The 16681-nt window shown below is 67.8% G+C and carries 15 protein-coding genes and 1 pseudogene; 8 read left to right on the plus strand and 8 right to left on the minus strand.

Annotated elements, in window-relative coordinates; all coding sequences use genetic code 11:
* Nucleotides 1-156 precede the first annotated feature (156 nt).
* A complete protein-coding gene (locus tag CFB35_RS26615; protein WP_059575485.1) occupies nucleotides 157-903 on the plus strand; it encodes a TetR/AcrR family transcriptional regulator in 747 nt (248 codons plus the stop codon).
* Nucleotides 904-950: 47 nt separating this feature from the next.
* Here the strand turns inward: CFB35_RS26615 and CFB35_RS26620 are convergent, their stop codons facing one another.
* Nucleotides 951-1439 (minus strand): MarR family winged helix-turn-helix transcriptional regulator, encoded by a 489-nt coding sequence (locus tag CFB35_RS26620; RefSeq protein ID WP_059575487.1) that lies wholly within the window; start codon nucleotides 1437-1439, stop codon nucleotides 951-953.
* A 201-nt stretch (nucleotides 1440-1640) separates the two neighbouring features.
* On the opposite strand from CFB35_RS26620, the gene CFB35_RS26625 reads away from it, so the two are divergent.
* Nucleotides 1641-2720: an aromatic ring-hydroxylating dioxygenase subunit alpha gene (locus CFB35_RS26625; protein ID WP_059575488.1), complete on the plus strand. Its 1080-nt coding sequence runs from the start codon at nucleotides 1641-1643 to the stop codon at nucleotides 2718-2720.
* The gene (locus CFB35_RS26630) at nucleotides 2717-3682 is read left to right on the plus strand and encodes a PDR/VanB family oxidoreductase (protein WP_059575490.1); all 966 of its coding nucleotides are present in this window, start codon (nucleotides 2717-2719) and stop codon (nucleotides 3680-3682) included. The genes CFB35_RS26625 and CFB35_RS26630 overlap by 4 nt, the downstream gene beginning before the upstream one ends.
* A 166-nt stretch (nucleotides 3683-3848) precedes the next feature.
* Here CFB35_RS26630 and CFB35_RS26635 read toward each other — a convergent pair whose 3' ends face one another.
* Nucleotides 3849-4295, minus strand: a complete 447-nt coding sequence (locus tag CFB35_RS26635; protein WP_059575492.1) for a hypothetical protein — start codon at nucleotides 4293-4295, stop codon at nucleotides 3849-3851.
* A gap of 405 nt (nucleotides 4296-4700) precedes the next feature.
* Between CFB35_RS26635 and CFB35_RS26640 the strand changes: the two genes are divergently transcribed.
* A complete protein-coding gene (locus tag CFB35_RS26640) occupies nucleotides 4701-6863 on the plus strand; it encodes a TonB-dependent siderophore receptor (RefSeq protein WP_059575494.1) in 2163 nt (720 codons plus the stop codon).
* Between the two features lie 13 nt (nucleotides 6864-6876).
* On the opposite strand, the gene CFB35_RS26645 is transcribed toward CFB35_RS26640, so the two are convergent.
* The 3 genes and pseudogenes from CFB35_RS26645 to CFB35_RS26655 form a co-directional block, all read right to left on the minus strand.
* Complete coding sequence (locus CFB35_RS26645; protein ID WP_060012051.1) at nucleotides 6877-8802, minus strand: hypothetical protein; 1926 nt, start codon at nucleotides 8800-8802, stop codon at nucleotides 6877-6879.
* Nucleotides 8803-9233: 431 nt separating this feature from the next.
* A pseudogene (locus CFB35_RS35480) lies at nucleotides 9234-9332 on the minus strand (aldehyde-activating protein); the annotation flags it as partial.
* 152 nt (nucleotides 9333-9484) lie between these two features.
* Nucleotides 9485-10678 (minus strand): porin, encoded by a 1194-nt coding sequence (locus tag CFB35_RS26655; protein WP_059575497.1) that lies wholly within the window; start codon nucleotides 10676-10678, stop codon nucleotides 9485-9487.
* A gap of 294 nt (nucleotides 10679-10972) precedes the next feature.
* Between CFB35_RS26655 and CFB35_RS26665 the strand changes: the two genes are divergently transcribed.
* The 3 genes from CFB35_RS26665 (at nucleotide 10973) to CFB35_RS26675 (ending at nucleotide 12995) form a co-directional block, all read left to right on the plus strand.
* Nucleotides 10973-11614, plus strand: coding sequence for a LysE family translocator (locus CFB35_RS26665; RefSeq protein WP_059575499.1), 642 nt, complete (start codon nucleotides 10973-10975; stop codon nucleotides 11612-11614).
* Between the two features lie 12 nt (nucleotides 11615-11626).
* Nucleotides 11627-12163 carry a GNAT family N-acetyltransferase gene (locus CFB35_RS26670; protein ID WP_059575501.1) on the plus strand — a complete coding sequence of 179 codons (537 nt, stop codon included), beginning with the start codon at nucleotides 11627-11629 and terminating at the stop codon, nucleotides 12161-12163.
* A gap of 97 nt (nucleotides 12164-12260) precedes the next feature.
* A complete protein-coding gene (locus CFB35_RS26675) occupies nucleotides 12261-12995 on the plus strand; it encodes a metallophosphoesterase (protein WP_059575503.1) in 735 nt (244 codons plus the stop codon).
* 115 nt (nucleotides 12996-13110) lie between these two features.
* On the opposite strand, the gene CFB35_RS26680 is transcribed toward CFB35_RS26675, so the two are convergent.
* Both CFB35_RS26680 and CFB35_RS26685 read right to left on the minus strand, forming a co-directional pair.
* On the minus strand, nucleotides 13111-14433 hold the full coding sequence (locus tag CFB35_RS26680; protein WP_059575505.1) for an ATP-binding protein: 1323 nt from the start codon (nucleotides 14431-14433) through the stop codon (nucleotides 13111-13113).
* Nucleotides 14430-15170, minus strand: coding sequence for a response regulator (locus CFB35_RS26685; RefSeq protein ID WP_059575507.1), 741 nt, complete (start codon nucleotides 15168-15170; stop codon nucleotides 14430-14432). The genes CFB35_RS26680 and CFB35_RS26685 overlap by 4 nt, the downstream gene beginning before the upstream one ends.
* Before the next feature lie 227 nt (nucleotides 15171-15397).
* On the opposite strand from CFB35_RS26685, the gene CFB35_RS26690 reads away from it, so the two are divergent.
* Complete coding sequence (locus tag CFB35_RS26690) at nucleotides 15398-15979, plus strand: thioredoxin family protein (protein WP_059575509.1); 582 nt, start codon at nucleotides 15398-15400, stop codon at nucleotides 15977-15979.
* Nucleotides 15980-16032: 53 nt separating this feature from the next.
* On the opposite strand, the gene CFB35_RS26695 is transcribed toward CFB35_RS26690, so the two are convergent.
* The gene (locus CFB35_RS26695) at nucleotides 16033-16671 is read right to left on the minus strand and encodes an FMN-binding negative transcriptional regulator (RefSeq protein WP_059575511.1); all 639 of its coding nucleotides are present in this window, start codon (nucleotides 16669-16671) and stop codon (nucleotides 16033-16035) included.
* Nucleotides 16672-16681: the final 10 nt, after the last annotated feature.

Here is a 16681-nt window from a genome sequence, read left to right on the forward strand (position 1 = left end):
CAGAAAGTGTGTCGCACTCACCGATTTCTGAGTTTCGCTCAGATCGAATGAATACGCCAATTCATTGACCAATACAGCGGAAATTTTGCACAGTTTCGCGCCTCGCCCGGTTCGCCGTCAATAGTTTTTTGAGTGATACTCAGATATGATGCGAAGATGACAGCCGCTCCCGCCGACACCATGACCGCCACCGCCAAAGCCGATCGCGCCGACGCGTCGCGCGCCCCCGCCGGGCGCAAATCCCAGCAGCGCGTGCAGGACATCCTGCGCGCCGGCCGTGAAGTGTTCGCCGAAAAAGGTTACGAGCATGCGACGGCCGCCGAGATCGCGCAGCGCGTGGGCGTGTCGGAGGCGACGGTGTTCAGCTATTTCCGCGGCAAGCGCGAGCTGTGCGCGCGTGTGATCGCCGACTGGTACGACGAAATCATCGCCGCGTTCGAACACGGGATGCCGCGGGACGCGTCAGTGCAGCAGCAGTTCGCGTTCATCGTGCGCACCCATCTGCGCTTGATGCTCGTGAACGGCACGGGGCTGTGCGCGCTGGTGCTGTCGGAAGGCCGCGCGAAGCAGCATGCGCTGAGCGACGAGCTCACCGCGCTGCAGCGCCGCTACACGGCGCCGTTGATGGACGTGCTCGCGCGCGGCCAGGCGGCCGGGCAGGTTCGCGCGGATCTGCCGCTGAGCCTGCTGCGCTCGATGGTGTTCGGGCCGATGGAGCACGTGCTGTGGGATGCGATCCTCGGGCACCGCAAGCTCGATACCGAAACGACGGCCACGCAGTTGATCGACATGCTGTGGGCGGCCGTGCAGCCGCCGGCGCCGGAACAGGCGGCGCTCGTGCGCTTCAGGAACGAAGTCGCGGAAGCGGTACGGCGGCTGGAAGGCGAAGCGTCACGCGGGTGACGGCCGGCGCAGCGCGCGCCGCCGTTCCGCGCCGTCGCCCGGCGCCGCTACGAATCCTCGCTCACCCGCAGCGGCGCGCGGCTCTGCTCGTTGTTCAAATGGACGAACTTGCGCAGCAGGCGCATCAGTTCCTCCGCATCGTCCTCACCCATCCCGTCGAACAGGCCCGCGCGCAGTTCCTTCACCGAGGGAATCAGCTGCGTGAGCAACTCGACGCCCGCCGGCGTCAGCAGCAGCCGCCGCTGACGCCGCGGCAGCACTTCGCGGACGATCAATCCTTTCGCCTCGAGCCGGACCGCGAGATCGGCCGTCGTCGACGTGTCGAGCGCGACCCGCTGCGCGAGTGTCACCTGATCGAGCCCCGGATTCTCGTACAGCATCCGCAGCACCGCGTACTGCACGGGCGTCACGTCCCGGCCGAGCTTCTCGTAGAACATCGCAACCGCGATCTGGTGCGCGCGCCGGATCAGGTGCCCGGGTTCGTCGTACAGGTCGATCGGGAAAGCCGGCAGGTCGGCGGGATTCGTTTTTTCCATGGATGAGTCGATGACATAGGCGGCGCGCACCGGTTGCGCGCGCCGTCGGCATGGCGCTGTCTCGCGCCATTTCCCGGGAAAACCAGTATACCGCTCGCCTTGTCCCGCCCCCTATCAGTGAGTACACTGAATCTCATTCAGTACACGGAATGCAGATCGGGCCGCTTCCCCGGCGGCACCGCCCCGAAGGAGACAAGGAACATGTTTCTCAAGAATGCCTGGTACGTGGCGTGCACGCCCGACGAGATCGACGGCAAGCCGCTGGGCCGCAAGATCTGCAACGAATCGATGGTGCTCTACCGCGCGGCGGACGGCCAGATCGCCGCGCTCGAGGATTTCTGCCCGCACCGCGGCGCGCCGCTGTCGCTGGGGTTCGTGCGCGACGGCGTGCTCGTGTGCGGCTATCACGGGCTCCAAATGGGCTGCAACGGCAAGACGGCCGGCATGCCGGGCCAGCGCGTCGGCGGTTTTCCGTCGATTCGCAGCTTTCCGGCGGTCGAGCGGTACGGCTTCGTGTGGGTGTGGCCGGGCGACGCGTCGGAGGCCGATCCCGCCAAGCTGCCCGCGCTGGCATGGGCCGAGGATCCGGCCTGGACGCACGGCGGCGGCCTGTATCACATCCGCTGCGACTACCGGCTGATGATCGACAACCTGATGGACCTCACGCACGAGACGTACGTGCATGCGACGAGCATCGGCCAGAAGGAAATCGACGAAGCGCCGCCGAAGACGACCGGCCACGGCGACGAAGTCGTCACGAGCCGCTTCATGGAGAACGTGATGCCGCCGCCGTTCTGGCGGATGGCGCTGCGCGGCAACGGGCTCGCCGACGACGTGCCGGTCGACCGCTGGCAGATCTGCCGCTTCACGCCCCCGAGCCACGTGATGATCGAAGTAGGCGTCGCGCATGCGGGCCACGGCGGCTACGACGCGCCGGCGGACAAGAAGGCGTCGTCGATCGTGGTCGACTTCATCACGCCCGAAACCGACACGTCGATCTGGTATTTCTGGGGGATGGCGCGCAATTTCCGGCCGGACGACGACGCGCTGACCACCGAGATCCGCGAAGGCCAGGGCAAGATCTTCGCGGAGGATCTGGAGATGCTCGAGCGCCAGCAGCGCAATCTCGAGCAGTGGCCCGAGCGCACGCTCCTCAAGCTCAACATCGACGCCGGCGGCGTGCTGTCGCGCAAGGTGATCGACCGGCTGCTCGCCGCCGAAAACGCCGCGAGCCCGCCGCGGCCCGCGATTCCGGTCGCGCACGTCAAGGAGGCGTCATGAGCGACGCGACGTTGACGGTCCGGGTGGCCCGCAAGTGGCGGGAAGCGCGCGACATCTGCGGCTTCGAATTCGTCAGCGACGACGGCTCGCCCTTGCCGCGCTTCGACGCCGGCGCCCATATCGACGTGCATCTGCCGGGCGGGCTCGTCCGCCAGTACTCGCTGTGCAATCACCCCGGGCAACGCGATCGCTATCAGATCGCTGTGCTGCGCGAGGCCGAAGGCCGCGGCGGCTCGCGCGCGATTCACGACGAAGTCCGGCAAGGCGATACCGTGCGGATCGGCATGCCGCGCAATCAATTCCCGCTCGCCTCCGACGCACCGCACCATCTGCTGCTCGCCGGCGGGATCGGTGTCACGCCGATTCTGAGCATGGCGGAACGGCTGTTCTCGACCGGCACGCCGTTCGACATGCACTACTGCGCGCGTTCGGCCGATCGCATGGCCTTCGTCGAGCGGATCAACGCAGCCGGTTTCCGTGATCGCACCCGCTTCCACGTCGACGACGGCGACCCGGCGCAACGTTTCGACCTGGCCGCCGTGCTCGCGGCCGCGCCCGAAGGCACGCATCTGTACGTATGCGGCCCGCGCGGCTTCATGGAGGCGGTGCTGAACGCCGCGCGCGAGCGCCACTGGGACGAAGCGCGGCTGCACTACGAATTCTTCGGCGGCGCGGTCACGCGATCCGGCGCCGATCGCGCATTCCAGATCCGGATCGCGAGCAGCGGCCAGACGATCGACGTGCCGGCCGAATGCACGGTCATCGCGGCGCTGGCGGCGCACGGCGTCGACGTGCTGACCTCGTGCGAGCAAGGCGTGTGCGGCACCTGCCTGACCCGCGTGCTCGAAGGCGAGCCCGATCATCGCGATTCATATCTGACCGACGACGAAAAGGCGGCCGGCGACCAGTTCATGCCCTGCTGCTCGCGGTCGCGCACCGACCTGCTGGTACTCGATCTGTAGAGCGGCAGACGGGCTGCCGGACGCGCGGCGGCCGACCACGATAACGGAAACGATCAATGGCGGATCCTGCCGCCGTCGGTCAATACACCTGAATTCCCGACCGATCGATGGTGCTGCAGCCCGAATCCGCGTGACCCTCGCACGCCGGCGCCGCCCATCGCTCGGCTCAATCGGCGAGCCGGCAATGCGTCAGCTTCAACCCCGGCAGCACCGGCGCGTCGATATAGCCTTCGTTCACGCAACTGAACCGGAAAGCCGCGGACGTGACGAACGGCTTGATCTCGCCGCCGGGGAATTTCGGCTTCAGCGCGCCCTGGTCGGCCACGTCGAAATGCGTGTCGAACTGCTCGCCGTCGGCCGTCAGCGCGCCGAAGTACGTGCCGCCCGGGTCGCTACCCATCCGGATCACGGCGCCGACGAACGTGAGGCGCTTGCCGTCGTACTTCGTCTTCGCGGCGGCCATGTCCCGCGTATAGGCCTCGATCACGGCGCCGTAATGCGCGTCGATCGCGGGTTCGGCGTTCGACGCCGCACCGGCCGCCTGGTGAACGCCCGCCAGCAGCGTGCAGGCAGCAAGCGCGGCCGCCGCGAATGGTGCGGAAATCTTCTTCATGGGTGGTCTCTCCCGTCCAGCGTGGTGGTTGAAATGATCGAACCCGGCGCGATGCCGGTTGAATTCGCTTCCGTTGATTTAATCGTTCGAATGGCGGTACGCGGCTGCGATCACTTCATCCGCCCGCGTGGTCGCGCGCGGCGCATGGCATCGCGCTGAATGCGACGTGGCAGGAAGATGACATGGTGCGGCCCCCGGTTCTCTCTCGTTGAATTTCACTGCGTCTGATTTTGGCCGCTACGGTAGCAGACGGCCGACAGGCCGGCAACCGAGGGCCGAGCATCGTCCTGCCGCCCCATTACAATTGCAAATGGTTCTCATTACATATATCATGCGCGTCCTGTACGCAACGCAATGTCGCGGCCCGCGCCGCGATCCTTAGCATTCCTCTTCCCGCATCGATTCATGCCATCCCGTCGAATGTCCTGCCGCGCCCGGGCCGCGCGTCCGTGGCGCACGCGCCTGCCTGCCCTGCTCACCCTGTGCGTCGCGAGCGGCGCGCATGCGGCCGGCACCGAACCCGTTGCACCCGCACCTGCGACCGCCGCCGAACACGAACTCCCGGCGATCAGCGTCAATGCATCGGCCGCCGTCGACCCGACGATCGGCTATCGGCCGCGCACGACGAGCATCGCGGGCGGCGACGACCGGGCGCTGAAGGAGATTCCGCAATCGGTCGCGGTGGTCAGCAGCAGCGTGATGCAGGACCAGCAGGCGCGCTCGCTCGACGACGTGCTCGGCAACATCAGCGGCGTCACGCAGACCAACACGCTCGGCGGCACGCGCGACGCGTTCATCAAGCGCGGCTTCGGGTCGAACAATGACGGCTCGGTGCTGGTCGACGGCGTGCGCACGCCGGTGCTGCACAGCTATCTCGCGACGATCGACCGCGTCGAAGTGCTGAAGGGCCCCGCTTCGCTGCTGTACGGAATGCAGGACCCGGGCGGCGTGATCAACCTCGTCACGCGCAAGCCGGAAGACACGTTCGGCGGCTCGATCTCCGCGTCGCGCACGAACCACGGCGGCAGCAGCGCACAGTTCGATCTCACGGGCCCGCTCGGCAAGCCTGGCCAGATCGCGGGCGGCACGCTCGCATTCCGGCTGACCGGCGAACACGACACGAGCCGCTACTGGCGCAGCTTCGGCCGCGAGCGCAACGCATTGATCGCGCCCGCGCTGTCGTGGCACGACGCGAACACGTCGATCGACGTCAGCTACCAGTACGTCGACTACACGATGCCGTTCGACCGCGGCACCGTGCTCGTGAACGGCCAGCTCGACGATGCGCTGCGCTATCGCCGCTACGAGGAAGCGTGGTCGCAAAGCAGCGGCATCCAGGAAACGCTGCGTACGCGTATCGAACACCGCTTCTCCGATGCATGGCGCGTGCGCGCAACTTACGGCTGGGGCCGCGATCGCTACGATCAATACCTCACCCGCGCCACCGCGTTCAACAGCAGGACCGGCGCGCTGACGCGCTCGTCCGATGCGAACCTCGGGCGCAACGACTCCGACCAGATCGCGACGCTCGGCCTGCTTGGCAACGTGACGCTCGCGGGCATGCAACACGCGATCTACGTCGGCGGCGAATACGAGCGGCAGCGCAGCTTCCGCGGCGACACGATCCGCGGCAAGGCGACGACGGGCTTCGATCTTTACGATCCCGTGTACGGCCTGCTCGCGCCGGGCGGCATACCCAACGCGAAGCAGAGCGATTCGCGCTCGGTCGTGCATGCGTATTCGACGATCGTGCAGGACTCGGTGAAGATCACCGAACGCCTCACCGCGGTCGGCGGCCTGCGATGGGAAAACTGGCAGCAGGAGTCGGGGATGGGCCGGCCGTTCGTGTTCGCCGACCGCTCGCACGGCAGCGTCTGGCTGCCGCAGTTCGGGCTCGCGTATGTATTGACGCCGGCGCTCACCGCCTACGCGAACGTGAGCCGCTCGTTCAAGCCGAACGTCGCGTCGAACGTTGCCGCGCCGCTCGCGCCGGAATACGGCCGCGTGCTCGAGGCCGGGCTGAAGTTCAGCCTGAAGCCCGCGATCACGGGCACGCTCGCCGTCTACCAGATCGACAAGCGCAACGTCGCGGTCACGGTCGGCGACCTCACGTCGACGATCGGCACCGCGCGCTCGCGCGGGATCGAGCTCGACGTCGCCGGGCAGATCACGCGCCACCTGAGCGTGATCGGCAGCTATGCGTATACGAACGCGAACGATCGCGACAGCAACACGCCGCTCGTCAACGTCGCGCGCCACACCGGCAGCCTGTTCGCGGTATACGACACGGCCATCGCGAACTTGCCCGGGCGCTGGCGCTTCGGCGGCGGCGCACGTCTCGTCGGTGCGCGCTCCGGCGACACCGCCAACAGCTTCACGCTGCCCGGCTACGTGACCGTCGACGCATTCGCGGCCTACGAAACGACGATCGGCAAGTTTCCGACCCGCTTCCAGCTCAACGTGAAGAACCTGCTCGACAAGACCTACTATCCGTCGAGCAACAGCAACCTGATCGTCGCGGTCGGCGAACCGCGACTCGTCACGCTGACGACGACGGTATCGTTCTGACGGGCCCGCGCGGTCACGGACGCCAGCGATACACGACGATGCTCGACCCGTTGTAGTTGTCCTTCGTGATCACGTACTCGCCGTTCGAGCGCAGGTACGCGCGCACGCCGTACATCGAGTCGACGTCGTTGCCGACGTCCATCGCCGACGGATTCGAGTTCGTCAGCGTCGTGACGAGCGCACCCGTGTTCAGGTCGAATACGTCGATGTTCGGCACCGTGTGCACATAGCCGACGAACAGATAGTGCCCGGCCGCCGCGATCGATTTCGGGTTCGCGCTCGTCAGGTTGATCACCGGGTTCGGCGCGCTCGTGTTGCCGTTCTTCCAGCCGCGATAGACCTCGATGTGCCCGTTCATCGCCGTCCAGTCCCAGTTGCCCGCGAGGCCCTGCGCGAGGATCATCGTGTCGCTGTCGGCCTGGTAGATGATGCGCGTGACGGGCGCCACGCTGCTCGGCACGGGCGTCGTCACCGGCTTGCCCCATGACGGCTTGCCGGTCGCGTCGAAGCCCGTCATCGGATAGCGCGTGATCACGTTGGAGCCGTTCAGCCCGGCCCACACGTCGCCGTTGCCGTCGATGTCGAAACCGGCCGTCACCTGCAGCGTCGTGTTGAACGGCTTGCCGGGCAGCGAGCCGGCCGGAATCGCGATATAGCCGCTCGCGGTGTTGAAGTAATAGAAGTTGAAGTTGCCCGGGTTCTGGCCCGACGCGACGAGAATCCGGTTGCCGCCGACCGTCACGAGCTGGCCGAAGTGCTGGCCGCGCTGATAGTCGTTCATGTCGAGACGCGGATCTTTCGGATAGGTGAACGGGTCGATCGTGTTCGCGACGAACGTGCCGCCCGCGGTGCCCGTGTACACGTTGTTGCCGCTGAAGAACAACGCGCCGTCGGTCGCGGGGTCGGGCGCCGCGACGCCCTCGAAGTTCAGCGCCTGCAGCTTCCACTGCAGCGTGCCGACCGGGCTGTACGAATGCAGATCGGTGCTGCCGTTGCGGCCGAGATCCCAGCCGCCGCCCCAAGCGTTGTTCAGCACGTACAGGTTGCCGGCCGCATCCTTGCCGAGCGCCGCGACGCGCGTGAAGCGCTTGTCGCCGACCTGCCCCTTGATGCCCGTCGTCGTGTCGAGATAGCCGCCCTGCACGCCGAACGTGCCGACCTGCACCGGCAACCCGGGCAGCCCGCCGTACACCTTGATGTTCATGTCGGGCCCTTCGTCGCCCACCATCAACCGGCCCATCGGCGCATCGAAGTACAGCGACGCCGGCCGCGCGCCGGCCGCCATCTGGAGCGTGTTCATCGCCGCACCGGTCGGGCTGAACTGCGCGACGACGCCCGCGCTCTTGCGCGCGACCCACAGGTTGCCGGCCGCATCGAGCGCCAGCGCGCCGGGGCCCGTGACGCCGATGTCGCGCTGCCATACGCCGTCGGTCGTGTAGACGCGCACGCGGTTGCCGTAGAAGTCGCTCACGTACAGCAGGTTGCCGGTCGTCGCGAGGCCCGTGATCACGTCCGCATACTGGATGCCCGTCCACGTGCTGACCGGAATGCGGAGGTCGCGCTGGTTCGTGCTTCGGTTGTAGCGGCCCACCGAGCCGCTGCCGAACGTGCGGTTGTAGCCGAGCGCGACGAACAGCGACGTCGAATTGCCGGTGATCGCGCCGCCGTGGAATTCGTCGTGAATGCCGATCGTGCCGAGCGGCTGGCCGTTCTGGTAGATCGCGACGCCGCCCGCGTTCTCGTCCCAGCGCGACGCCGTGTAGATCACGCCTTCGGGCGCGACCCACATCGAGCGCGCGCCGTTGCCGACGTGCGAGGCCAGCGTGCCGTACGTGTTCGCGAGCCAGTCGGTCGAGTATTGCGCCTGCGCGTGGCTCGCCGGCGCCAGCATCGCGATGCACATTCCGAGCAACGCCGCGCGGATTTGTTTCATTGACATGAATAATGCTCCCAGACGAACCATCGTCGACACTGTAAATCGCGGCGCGTGAAATATTGGTGATTCCGGAAAATTCGCATTCGCCGTTCCCCGGAATTATTCACTCCGCGTCTTTTGCCGTCCGGGGCTTTTTCGTCAACGATCGAAAAATCGCCGAACCCGCGCCCATACGGCCTTCCGGCGTGCAGCTCGGGCGCATTTCCCGGCATTTTCTTCCGGATCACGCAATGCAAATACGTCATTTTTTCTGCCACGACCGCATTGCTTTTTCATTCCCCGGAAATCGTTTCTATTATTACAAATCGAAATCGAAATGAAAGAAAAAAATTATTCGGTGCGATCGGAAATGCGTGATCCTGCAACGGACGGGAAAGCGGGAGGAAAAGCAGGAATGCGGAGGGGAAAGTCGCGCGCCGGCCGTACCGGCTCCGCTGCAGGTCGCCAGGCAATCGTCCGCCGCAAGCACGCGCACGCAGCCTGTTCGGCACGACGCGCACGCCGAGCCGATTCGTTCCGGACACGATCTCGCCGCGCAACGTGACGGTCGCCGCGCCGCACCGGCGGCGCGGACAGCGTTCGCGTCATGCCGTCGCCTCGAAAAGGGCGGCGGCGGTACAGGAGCATGCGCGCCACGAGGCCCGCATCGTCCGCGAGCCCCGTTGCGCGCGCAACGGCCGCCGCGTCAGAACTTCTGGCGCAGCCCGAGGCTCACGATCGCCTGCGACCGCGAATCGGACGAATGGCCGTTCGCCTTGTCCGACACCGACGCGGTCGCGGCCACCGGCCGGCCGAGCGCGTCGAGCGTCGTGCCGGACGCATGCTGGTACGCGCCGAGCAGGTACACGCTGGTGCGCTTCGACAGGTCGTAGACCGCGCCGAGCGTGACGTTGTGATACTGCGCGCGGTTGTCGATGCCGTCGACGTCGCTGCCGCGCGTGTAGCTGTAGCCCGCGAACAGCTGCGTCTGCGGCTGCACGTTCCAGCGCGTGAACACGCCAGCGACGTTGAACGTCGCATGGCCGCTGAACAGCGACTGCGCGCCGCCGCGATACTGCACGTTGCTGTAGTTCACGCCGACGACGGCCGGCCCGAAGTTGTACGTCGCGCCCGTCGCGATCACCTGCTGCGACTGCGCGCTCGCATAGCCTTCGTTGATCGACGAATTGAACAGGCCGTCGTCGGTGCTCCGCCACTTGCCTGCCGTCGGGTCGGTCGCGCCCGTCTTGCTGTTGTCCGAGCGCTCGTAGCCGACACCCACGCGCAGCGGGCCGGCCGCGTACGCGGCGCCGACGCTCCACGTGTTGCGCTGCTTCATGCTCCCCGGCTGGCCGCCGAAGCCGTACAGCGCACCGAACGTGAAGCCCGAGTAGTTCGCGCTCGTGTACTTGATCGCACTGTCGACGCGTGCGGTCTGGTCGAGATCGTCGATGTCGCCCGGGTGCGCGCCGAAGCCGCCGATGAACGACGACGGGCCGACCGGGCTCACGAAATCGTCGAGCGACGTGTACTGGCGGCCGAGCGTGATCGTGCCGTAGCGGTCGCTGCCGACGCCGACGAACGCCTGCCGGCCGAACTGGCGGCCGCCCTGGCCCGACGTGCCGTTCGTGATGTCGAAGCCGTTCTCGAGGACGAACAGCGCGCGCATCCCGCCGCCGAGATCCTCGGAGCCCTTGATGCCCCACCGGCTGCCGGACAGGTTGCCGGTCGTGAGCCCGACGTTCGAATGCCCGGTGTACGCGCCCGCCGAGCCGGCCCGTTCGTTGCTGCGATAGGTCACGCCCGCATCGACGATGCCGTACAGCGTGACGGAGCTTTGCGCGGCGGCGATACCCGCGAGCGAGAGCAGCAGCGGGGCTGCGATCAGTTGCTTGTTCATGGTTTCGTGTCTCCGGGCGGTGAACCCGTTGTTCTGGCTGTTTGCGAGTAGCGAGCGGGCGCCGACATCCGCCGGCGGTGCAAGGCCGGCGACGTCCGCGCGCGACGATGCGGCGGGCGTGCCCGCTGCGGCCGGTATGGTAGTTGGAACCGGTTCCGTTCCAAAGCGGAATAATGACAACAGTTTCTTGTCAAAATCGCGATAGTCGGAGACGGCGCCGAGGCGGCGGCGCCTGTACAGCGCGGGGCGGCGCGGACGATAATCGGCTGCGCGCCTTCCACCGGGAGCTTCTTCATGCATGAAACGACCCTGCTGGTCTTCTCCGCCGTCGCGTTCGTCGGCATCGCGACACCCGGCCCGACCGTGCTGCTCGCGCTGACCAACGGCTCGCGCTACGGCGTGCGCCGCGCGGCCTACGGTTTCGCGGGCGCGATGCTGTCCGACTTCGTGCTGATCGTCGCGGTCGCGCTCGGCCTCGGCGCGCTGCTGATGGCGTCGGCGTTCTGGTTCTCGGTCGTGAAGTGGCTCGGCGCCGCCTACCTCGCCTATGTCGGCATCCGGTTGCTGATGTCGAAGGGATCGCTCGACGTCGCGGCCGCGCAAGGCGACACGGCATCCGGACGCACCGGACGCAACGCGTCGATCTTCGCGAAAAGCTTCCTGACCGCGGTGACGAACCCGAAGGGCTATCTGTTCTTCTCCGCGTTCCTGCCGCAGTTCCTCGATCCGGCCGCGCCGCTCGCGCCGCAGTACGTCGCGCTCGCGGTCACGTTCGCGCTGCTCGACGGCGCGGTGATGTTCGGCTACGCGCTGCTCGGCGCCCGTGCGGTGCGGCTGCTGAAGCGCTCGGGCGCGCTGTGGCTCGAGCGCACGTGCGGGGCGATGCTGCTCGCGCTCGCCGGCTCGCTGGCGCTGTACCGGCGCCGTGCCGCGTAGGCGCCGGGTACGATGAAAATCGCCGCGCCGCCCTGCTCCGGATTTCCCGGCCTGTCGCTCAGGCAACTCGAACGCGCGGACCTCGACGCGTGGTACGCGTACCTGTCGAACCCGGCCGTTTTCCGCCACACGAGCTGGAACCTGCGCTCGCCCGGCGATCTGCTGCCGCTGTTGGACAGCATCGAATCGGCCGATCCGGATTCGATCCGGCGTCTCGCGATCGTCGATACCGAATCCGGCGCGCTCGCCGGGACGATCGGGCTGCATACGGTGTCCACCGCGAACCGCTCGGCGGAGATCGCGTACGACCTCGCGCCTTCGCACTGGGGGCGCGGCATCGCGAGCGCGGTGTGCGAAGCCGTCACCGCGTGGGCGTTCGCCGAAGGGGGCTTCATCCGCATGCAGGCCGTCGTGCTGACCGGCAACGCGGGCTCCGCGCGCGTGCTGCAGAAGTGCGGCTACCGCTACGAAGGGCTGCTGCGCGCGTACAAGATGGTGCGCGGCACGCCGGGCGATTTCGCGATGTACGCACGGCTCGCGACCGACTGACGCGCCGCCCGCGGCCTCACGTGCCGACGCCGTGACGCGATTGGACGGCTCGCGCCGAATTGGCGACAATCGCCGTTCCCCTCATCGACGCTCCGCCATGAAAATCGCCGCGCTGTCCGATATCCACGGCAACCTCGCCGCGCTCGACGCGGTGCTCGACGACGTCCGGCGCCGCGGCGCCGACGTGATCGTCAATCTCGGCGACATCGTGTCGGGCGCGCTCCATCCGGCCGAAACGGCCGACCGCCTGATCGCGCTCGACCTGCCGACCGTCAAGGGCAATCACGAACGGCAGTTGCTCACCGAGGATCGCGACGCGATGCGGCTGTCGGATCGCTGGGCGCACGACACGCTGCGCGCCGACCACCGCACGTGGATCGCCGCGCTGCCCGAACGCCTGATGCTCGACGGCGACGTGCTGATGGTGCACGGCACGCCGGCCAGCGACCTCGTCTATTTCCTCGAAACGGTCACGCCCGACGGCTGCCGCGCGGCCACGCCCGACGAGGTCGCGCAGCGTGCGGGCAACGAAACGGCCTCGCTGATCCTGTGCGGCCACACGCACGTGCCGCGCGCCGCGAAGCTCGACGACGGCCGGCTGATCGTCAATCCCGGCAGCGTCGGGCTGCAAGCGTATACGGACGATCTGCCGCATCCGCACCGGATCGAGACGGGTTCGCCGCATGCGCGCTACGCGATGGTGTCGCGCACCGCCGCCGGCTGGAACGTCGAATTCCATGCGGTCGAATACGACTGGCACACGGCCGCGGCCATCGCGGCCTCGCGCGGGCGCGACGACTGGCGCGTCGCGCTGCGCACCGGCCGCTGCTGACGCACTCGCGCCGCTCGTCGACGCGCAGCCGAGACGCGTGTGACGTCGCACGCATCCCGCACATCGCACGCTTCGGCACACGCCCGACACCGCGACGCTCGCGCGCCGCGTCGCTTCACCCCGCGTTCCTCAGCGTCAGCCTCGCTTCGAGGCCGCCGCCGTCGGGCCGGTTGTTCAGCGTGAGCGTGCCGCCCATCGCAAGCGCCAGTTGCCGCGCGATTGCGAGGCCGAGCCCCGTGCCGCCCGTATCGCGATTGCGCGACGTCTCCACGCGCCGGAACGGCTCGAACACCGCGTCGAGCTGATCGTCCGGAATGCCGGGACCGCGGTCGAGCACCGCGATCACCGCGCCGCCGTCCGGCGCCGCCTGCACGTCGATCTCGGCCGCGCCCGCGAACTTCAGCGCGTTGTCCACGAGGTTGCCGACGATGCGGCGCAGCGCCTTCGGCCGCGTGACGAGCGCGAGCGGCGCATGGCTGTGCAGCGCGACGTCCTGCCCCGCATCCGTGTAGTCGTACACGATGCTGTCGAGCAGCGCATCGAGATCGATGCGGCGCGCGGCCTCCTCGGTGCCGTGCAGCGTCCGCGCGTACGCGACGCCCTCCTTCACCAGATGCTCCATTTCGAGCAGGTCCTGGCGCAGCTTCGCGCCCTGCGTGTCGTCGTCCATCACGTCGACGCGCAGCCGCATTCGCGTGATCGGCGTCTGCAGATCGTGCGAGATCGACGCGAGGATCTGCATGCGCTCGGCCATGTACTGCGCGATGCGGTCCTGCATCGCGTTGAAGGCCCGCGCGGCGCGCGCGACTTCAGACGGCCCGTCTTCGTTCAGCCGCTCGCCCTTCAGGTCGGGGCCGAGCGCGTCGGCGGCCTGCGCGAGCTGCTTGAGCGGCCGCGTCGCGAGCCGCACCGCGAGCCAGCAGCACGCGGCCAGCACCGCGAGCTGCACCACGAGCACGGCCGGCAGCCAGCCCGACAGCGGCACCGTCGACATCGGATGAATGTCGATCGTCAGCGGCGACCCGTCGGTCAGCCGCAGATGCACCTGCAGATGTTCGCGGTCGCCGGGAATCGAGTTCGCGGTCAGCGGGTAGTCGCCGCCGATGCCGTCCGAGATCGAGCGCTCGACGCGCGCCGACAGCCGCGCTTCCGGCGGCGTGCCGGTTTGGCCGGGCCCGAGGATGAACGCATAGCTGCGCCGCGCGAGACGCGGCAGCCACGCGGCCCGCTCGGCCGGCGGCAGATGGTCGAGCAGCGCAACCGAGCTCGCGACCTCGCGCTCGATGTAGCCCATCATCAGGTTCGTGGTCGCCTGGTCGCGCTCGGTCATGGTGAGCCAGAACGACAGCGTCTGCGCGAGCGCGAGCCCCACGAACAGGATCAGCGCGAGCCGCGCGAACAGCGAACGCGGCCAGTGCCACGGCGTGCGCGCGCTCATGGCGTACCGTCGATGGCGGTCACGGCCGACGAGAACACATAGCCCTCGTTGCGCAGTGTCTTGATGTAGCGCGGTTCGCGCGCGCCGTCGCGCAGGCGCTGGCGCAGCCGGCTCACGAGCAGGTCGATCGAGCGGTCGAACGGGTCGGACTGCCGCCCTTGCGTCAGGTTGAGCAATTGATCGCGCGTCAGCACGCGCTGCGGGTTGTCGAGGAACACGCGCAGCAGCCGGTATTCGGCGCCGCTCAGCGCGACCAGCGTGCCTTCGGCGTCGAGCAGGTGGCGCCCGGTCGTGTCGAGCTGCCATTCGCCGAACGCGAGTATCGCGGCCGTTTCCGTCACCTGCATGCCGGGCGGCAGCATGCGCGCGCGGCGCAGCACCGAACGGATCCGCGCGAGCAGCTCGCGCACCGCGAACGGCTTGGCCAGGTAGTCGTCGGCGCCCATCTCGAGGCCGATGATGCGGTCGGTTTCCTCGCCTCGGGCGGTCAGCATCAGCACCGGCACCGTGCGGAACTTGCCCGCGCGCAGATCGCGGCACAGCGTCAGGCCGTCCTCGCCGGGCAGCATCAGGTCGAGCACGATCAGGTCGGGCGCGCCGTCGTCGAGCACGTGGCGCATCTCGCGGCCGTTCGCGGCCAGCGACACGCGCATGCCGTTCTTCTCCAGGTAGTCCGCGATCAGTTCGCGGATCGCGCGATCGTCGTCGACGATCAGCACGTGGTCGATCTTGTCCATGAGTCGGTGTCGGTATCGGGGTTCGGGCGGGCGATGTCCGCTTTTATACCGCACGGCGGGCACGCGTTTGTATCGCAATGTATCGCGTCGCCGCGACGACACACAACATTGCACACGCGCGGCCGGCCGGACACATCGCAGATACGTCGGCGCCGCCTAATGGGGCCTGTCGAAACCCGCCCGGACGCCGACATCGCGCCGCGGCCCCCAAAGTTCAGGAGAACGCCATGCTGCCCCGACTCAAGACCGCCGCCCTCGTCATCGCCCTCGCCGCCACGGCCGGGCTCGCCGCGTTCGCCGGCACCCGGGACGACGCGGGCATGCAGACGTCGCTGGCGGGCATGGCGGCGCCCAGTTTCACCGGCATCGAGCGCTGGCACAACAGCGCGCCGCTGACGCTCGAGCAGTTGCGCGGCAAGGTCGTGCTCGTCGATTTCTGGACGTACTCGTGCATCAACTGCATTCATACGATCCCGTACGTGAACGACTGGTATCGAAAGTATCGCGACCAGGGGCTCGTCGTGGTCGGCGTGCATACGCCGGAATATCCGTTCGAGCGCGACGCGAAGAACGTCGCCGATGCGATCAAGCGCTTCGACATCCGGTATCCGGTCGCGCAGGACAACCGCTACGACACGTGGCGCGCGTACGGCAACCAGTACTGGCCCGCGCTGTACCTGATCGATGCGAACGGCAAGATCGTCTATACGCGTTATGGCGAAGGCGGGTACGACAAGACGGAGGCCGCGATTCGGGAAGCGCTCGCGCAGGCAAAGGCAGGGATGAAGGACTCGACGCGCACGCAGTGATCAGCGCGGCGCGCGGGCCCGCGGCTCGCCCGCGCGCCGCGGTCCTCGTGTGCTCAAGTGCGCTTCGCGTCCGCCTCCGCCAGCATCGCCTCCCCGATCGCGAGATGGCCGTCCGCGACCAGCGCTTCGCCGGCGCCGCGGATATCGGCTTCGGCCTTGTTCTGCCCGAGCTTGCGCTTGCCGACGAGCCGCGTGATCTCGATCCGCAGCCCGACGATCGATTGCAGCATCGTGTCGATATAGTCCTTCGGCGCATCGCCCATCTTCCACGGCACGGGTTGCGACGCCTCGTGCGTGCGCGTCAGCCGCGCGACCACGCCACGCACAAATTGCTCGTCGTCGCACACCGTGATGCGGCCGTGCGCATGCACGACCCGGTAGTTCCATGTCGGTACCTCCCGGTGCGTCACCTGCTTGCTCGGATACCAGTTCGGCGAGATGTACGCGTCGCCGGCGCGGAAGATCACGAGCACCTGGTCGCCGTTCGCGACGTCCTGGCAGACCGGATTCGCGCGCGCGACGTGCGCGTGCAGTTCGCCGAGCCCGCCGTCGCCGGGCATCAGCTCGAACGGAATGTGGTTCGCGTCGAGCCCGCGCTCGCCGTGCGTGATCAGGCTGCCGAACGGATGCTGCACGATCAGCTCGCGCATCGCGTCGGGGTTGGGTTCGTTGTAGTCGGCGGGGATGTACATGTCGGCTCCA

Origin of the sequence: Burkholderia sp. AU16482, from assembly GCF_002223285.1 — a bacterium.
Classification (GTDB): domain Bacteria; phylum Pseudomonadota; class Gammaproteobacteria; order Burkholderiales; family Burkholderiaceae; genus Burkholderia; species Burkholderia semiarida.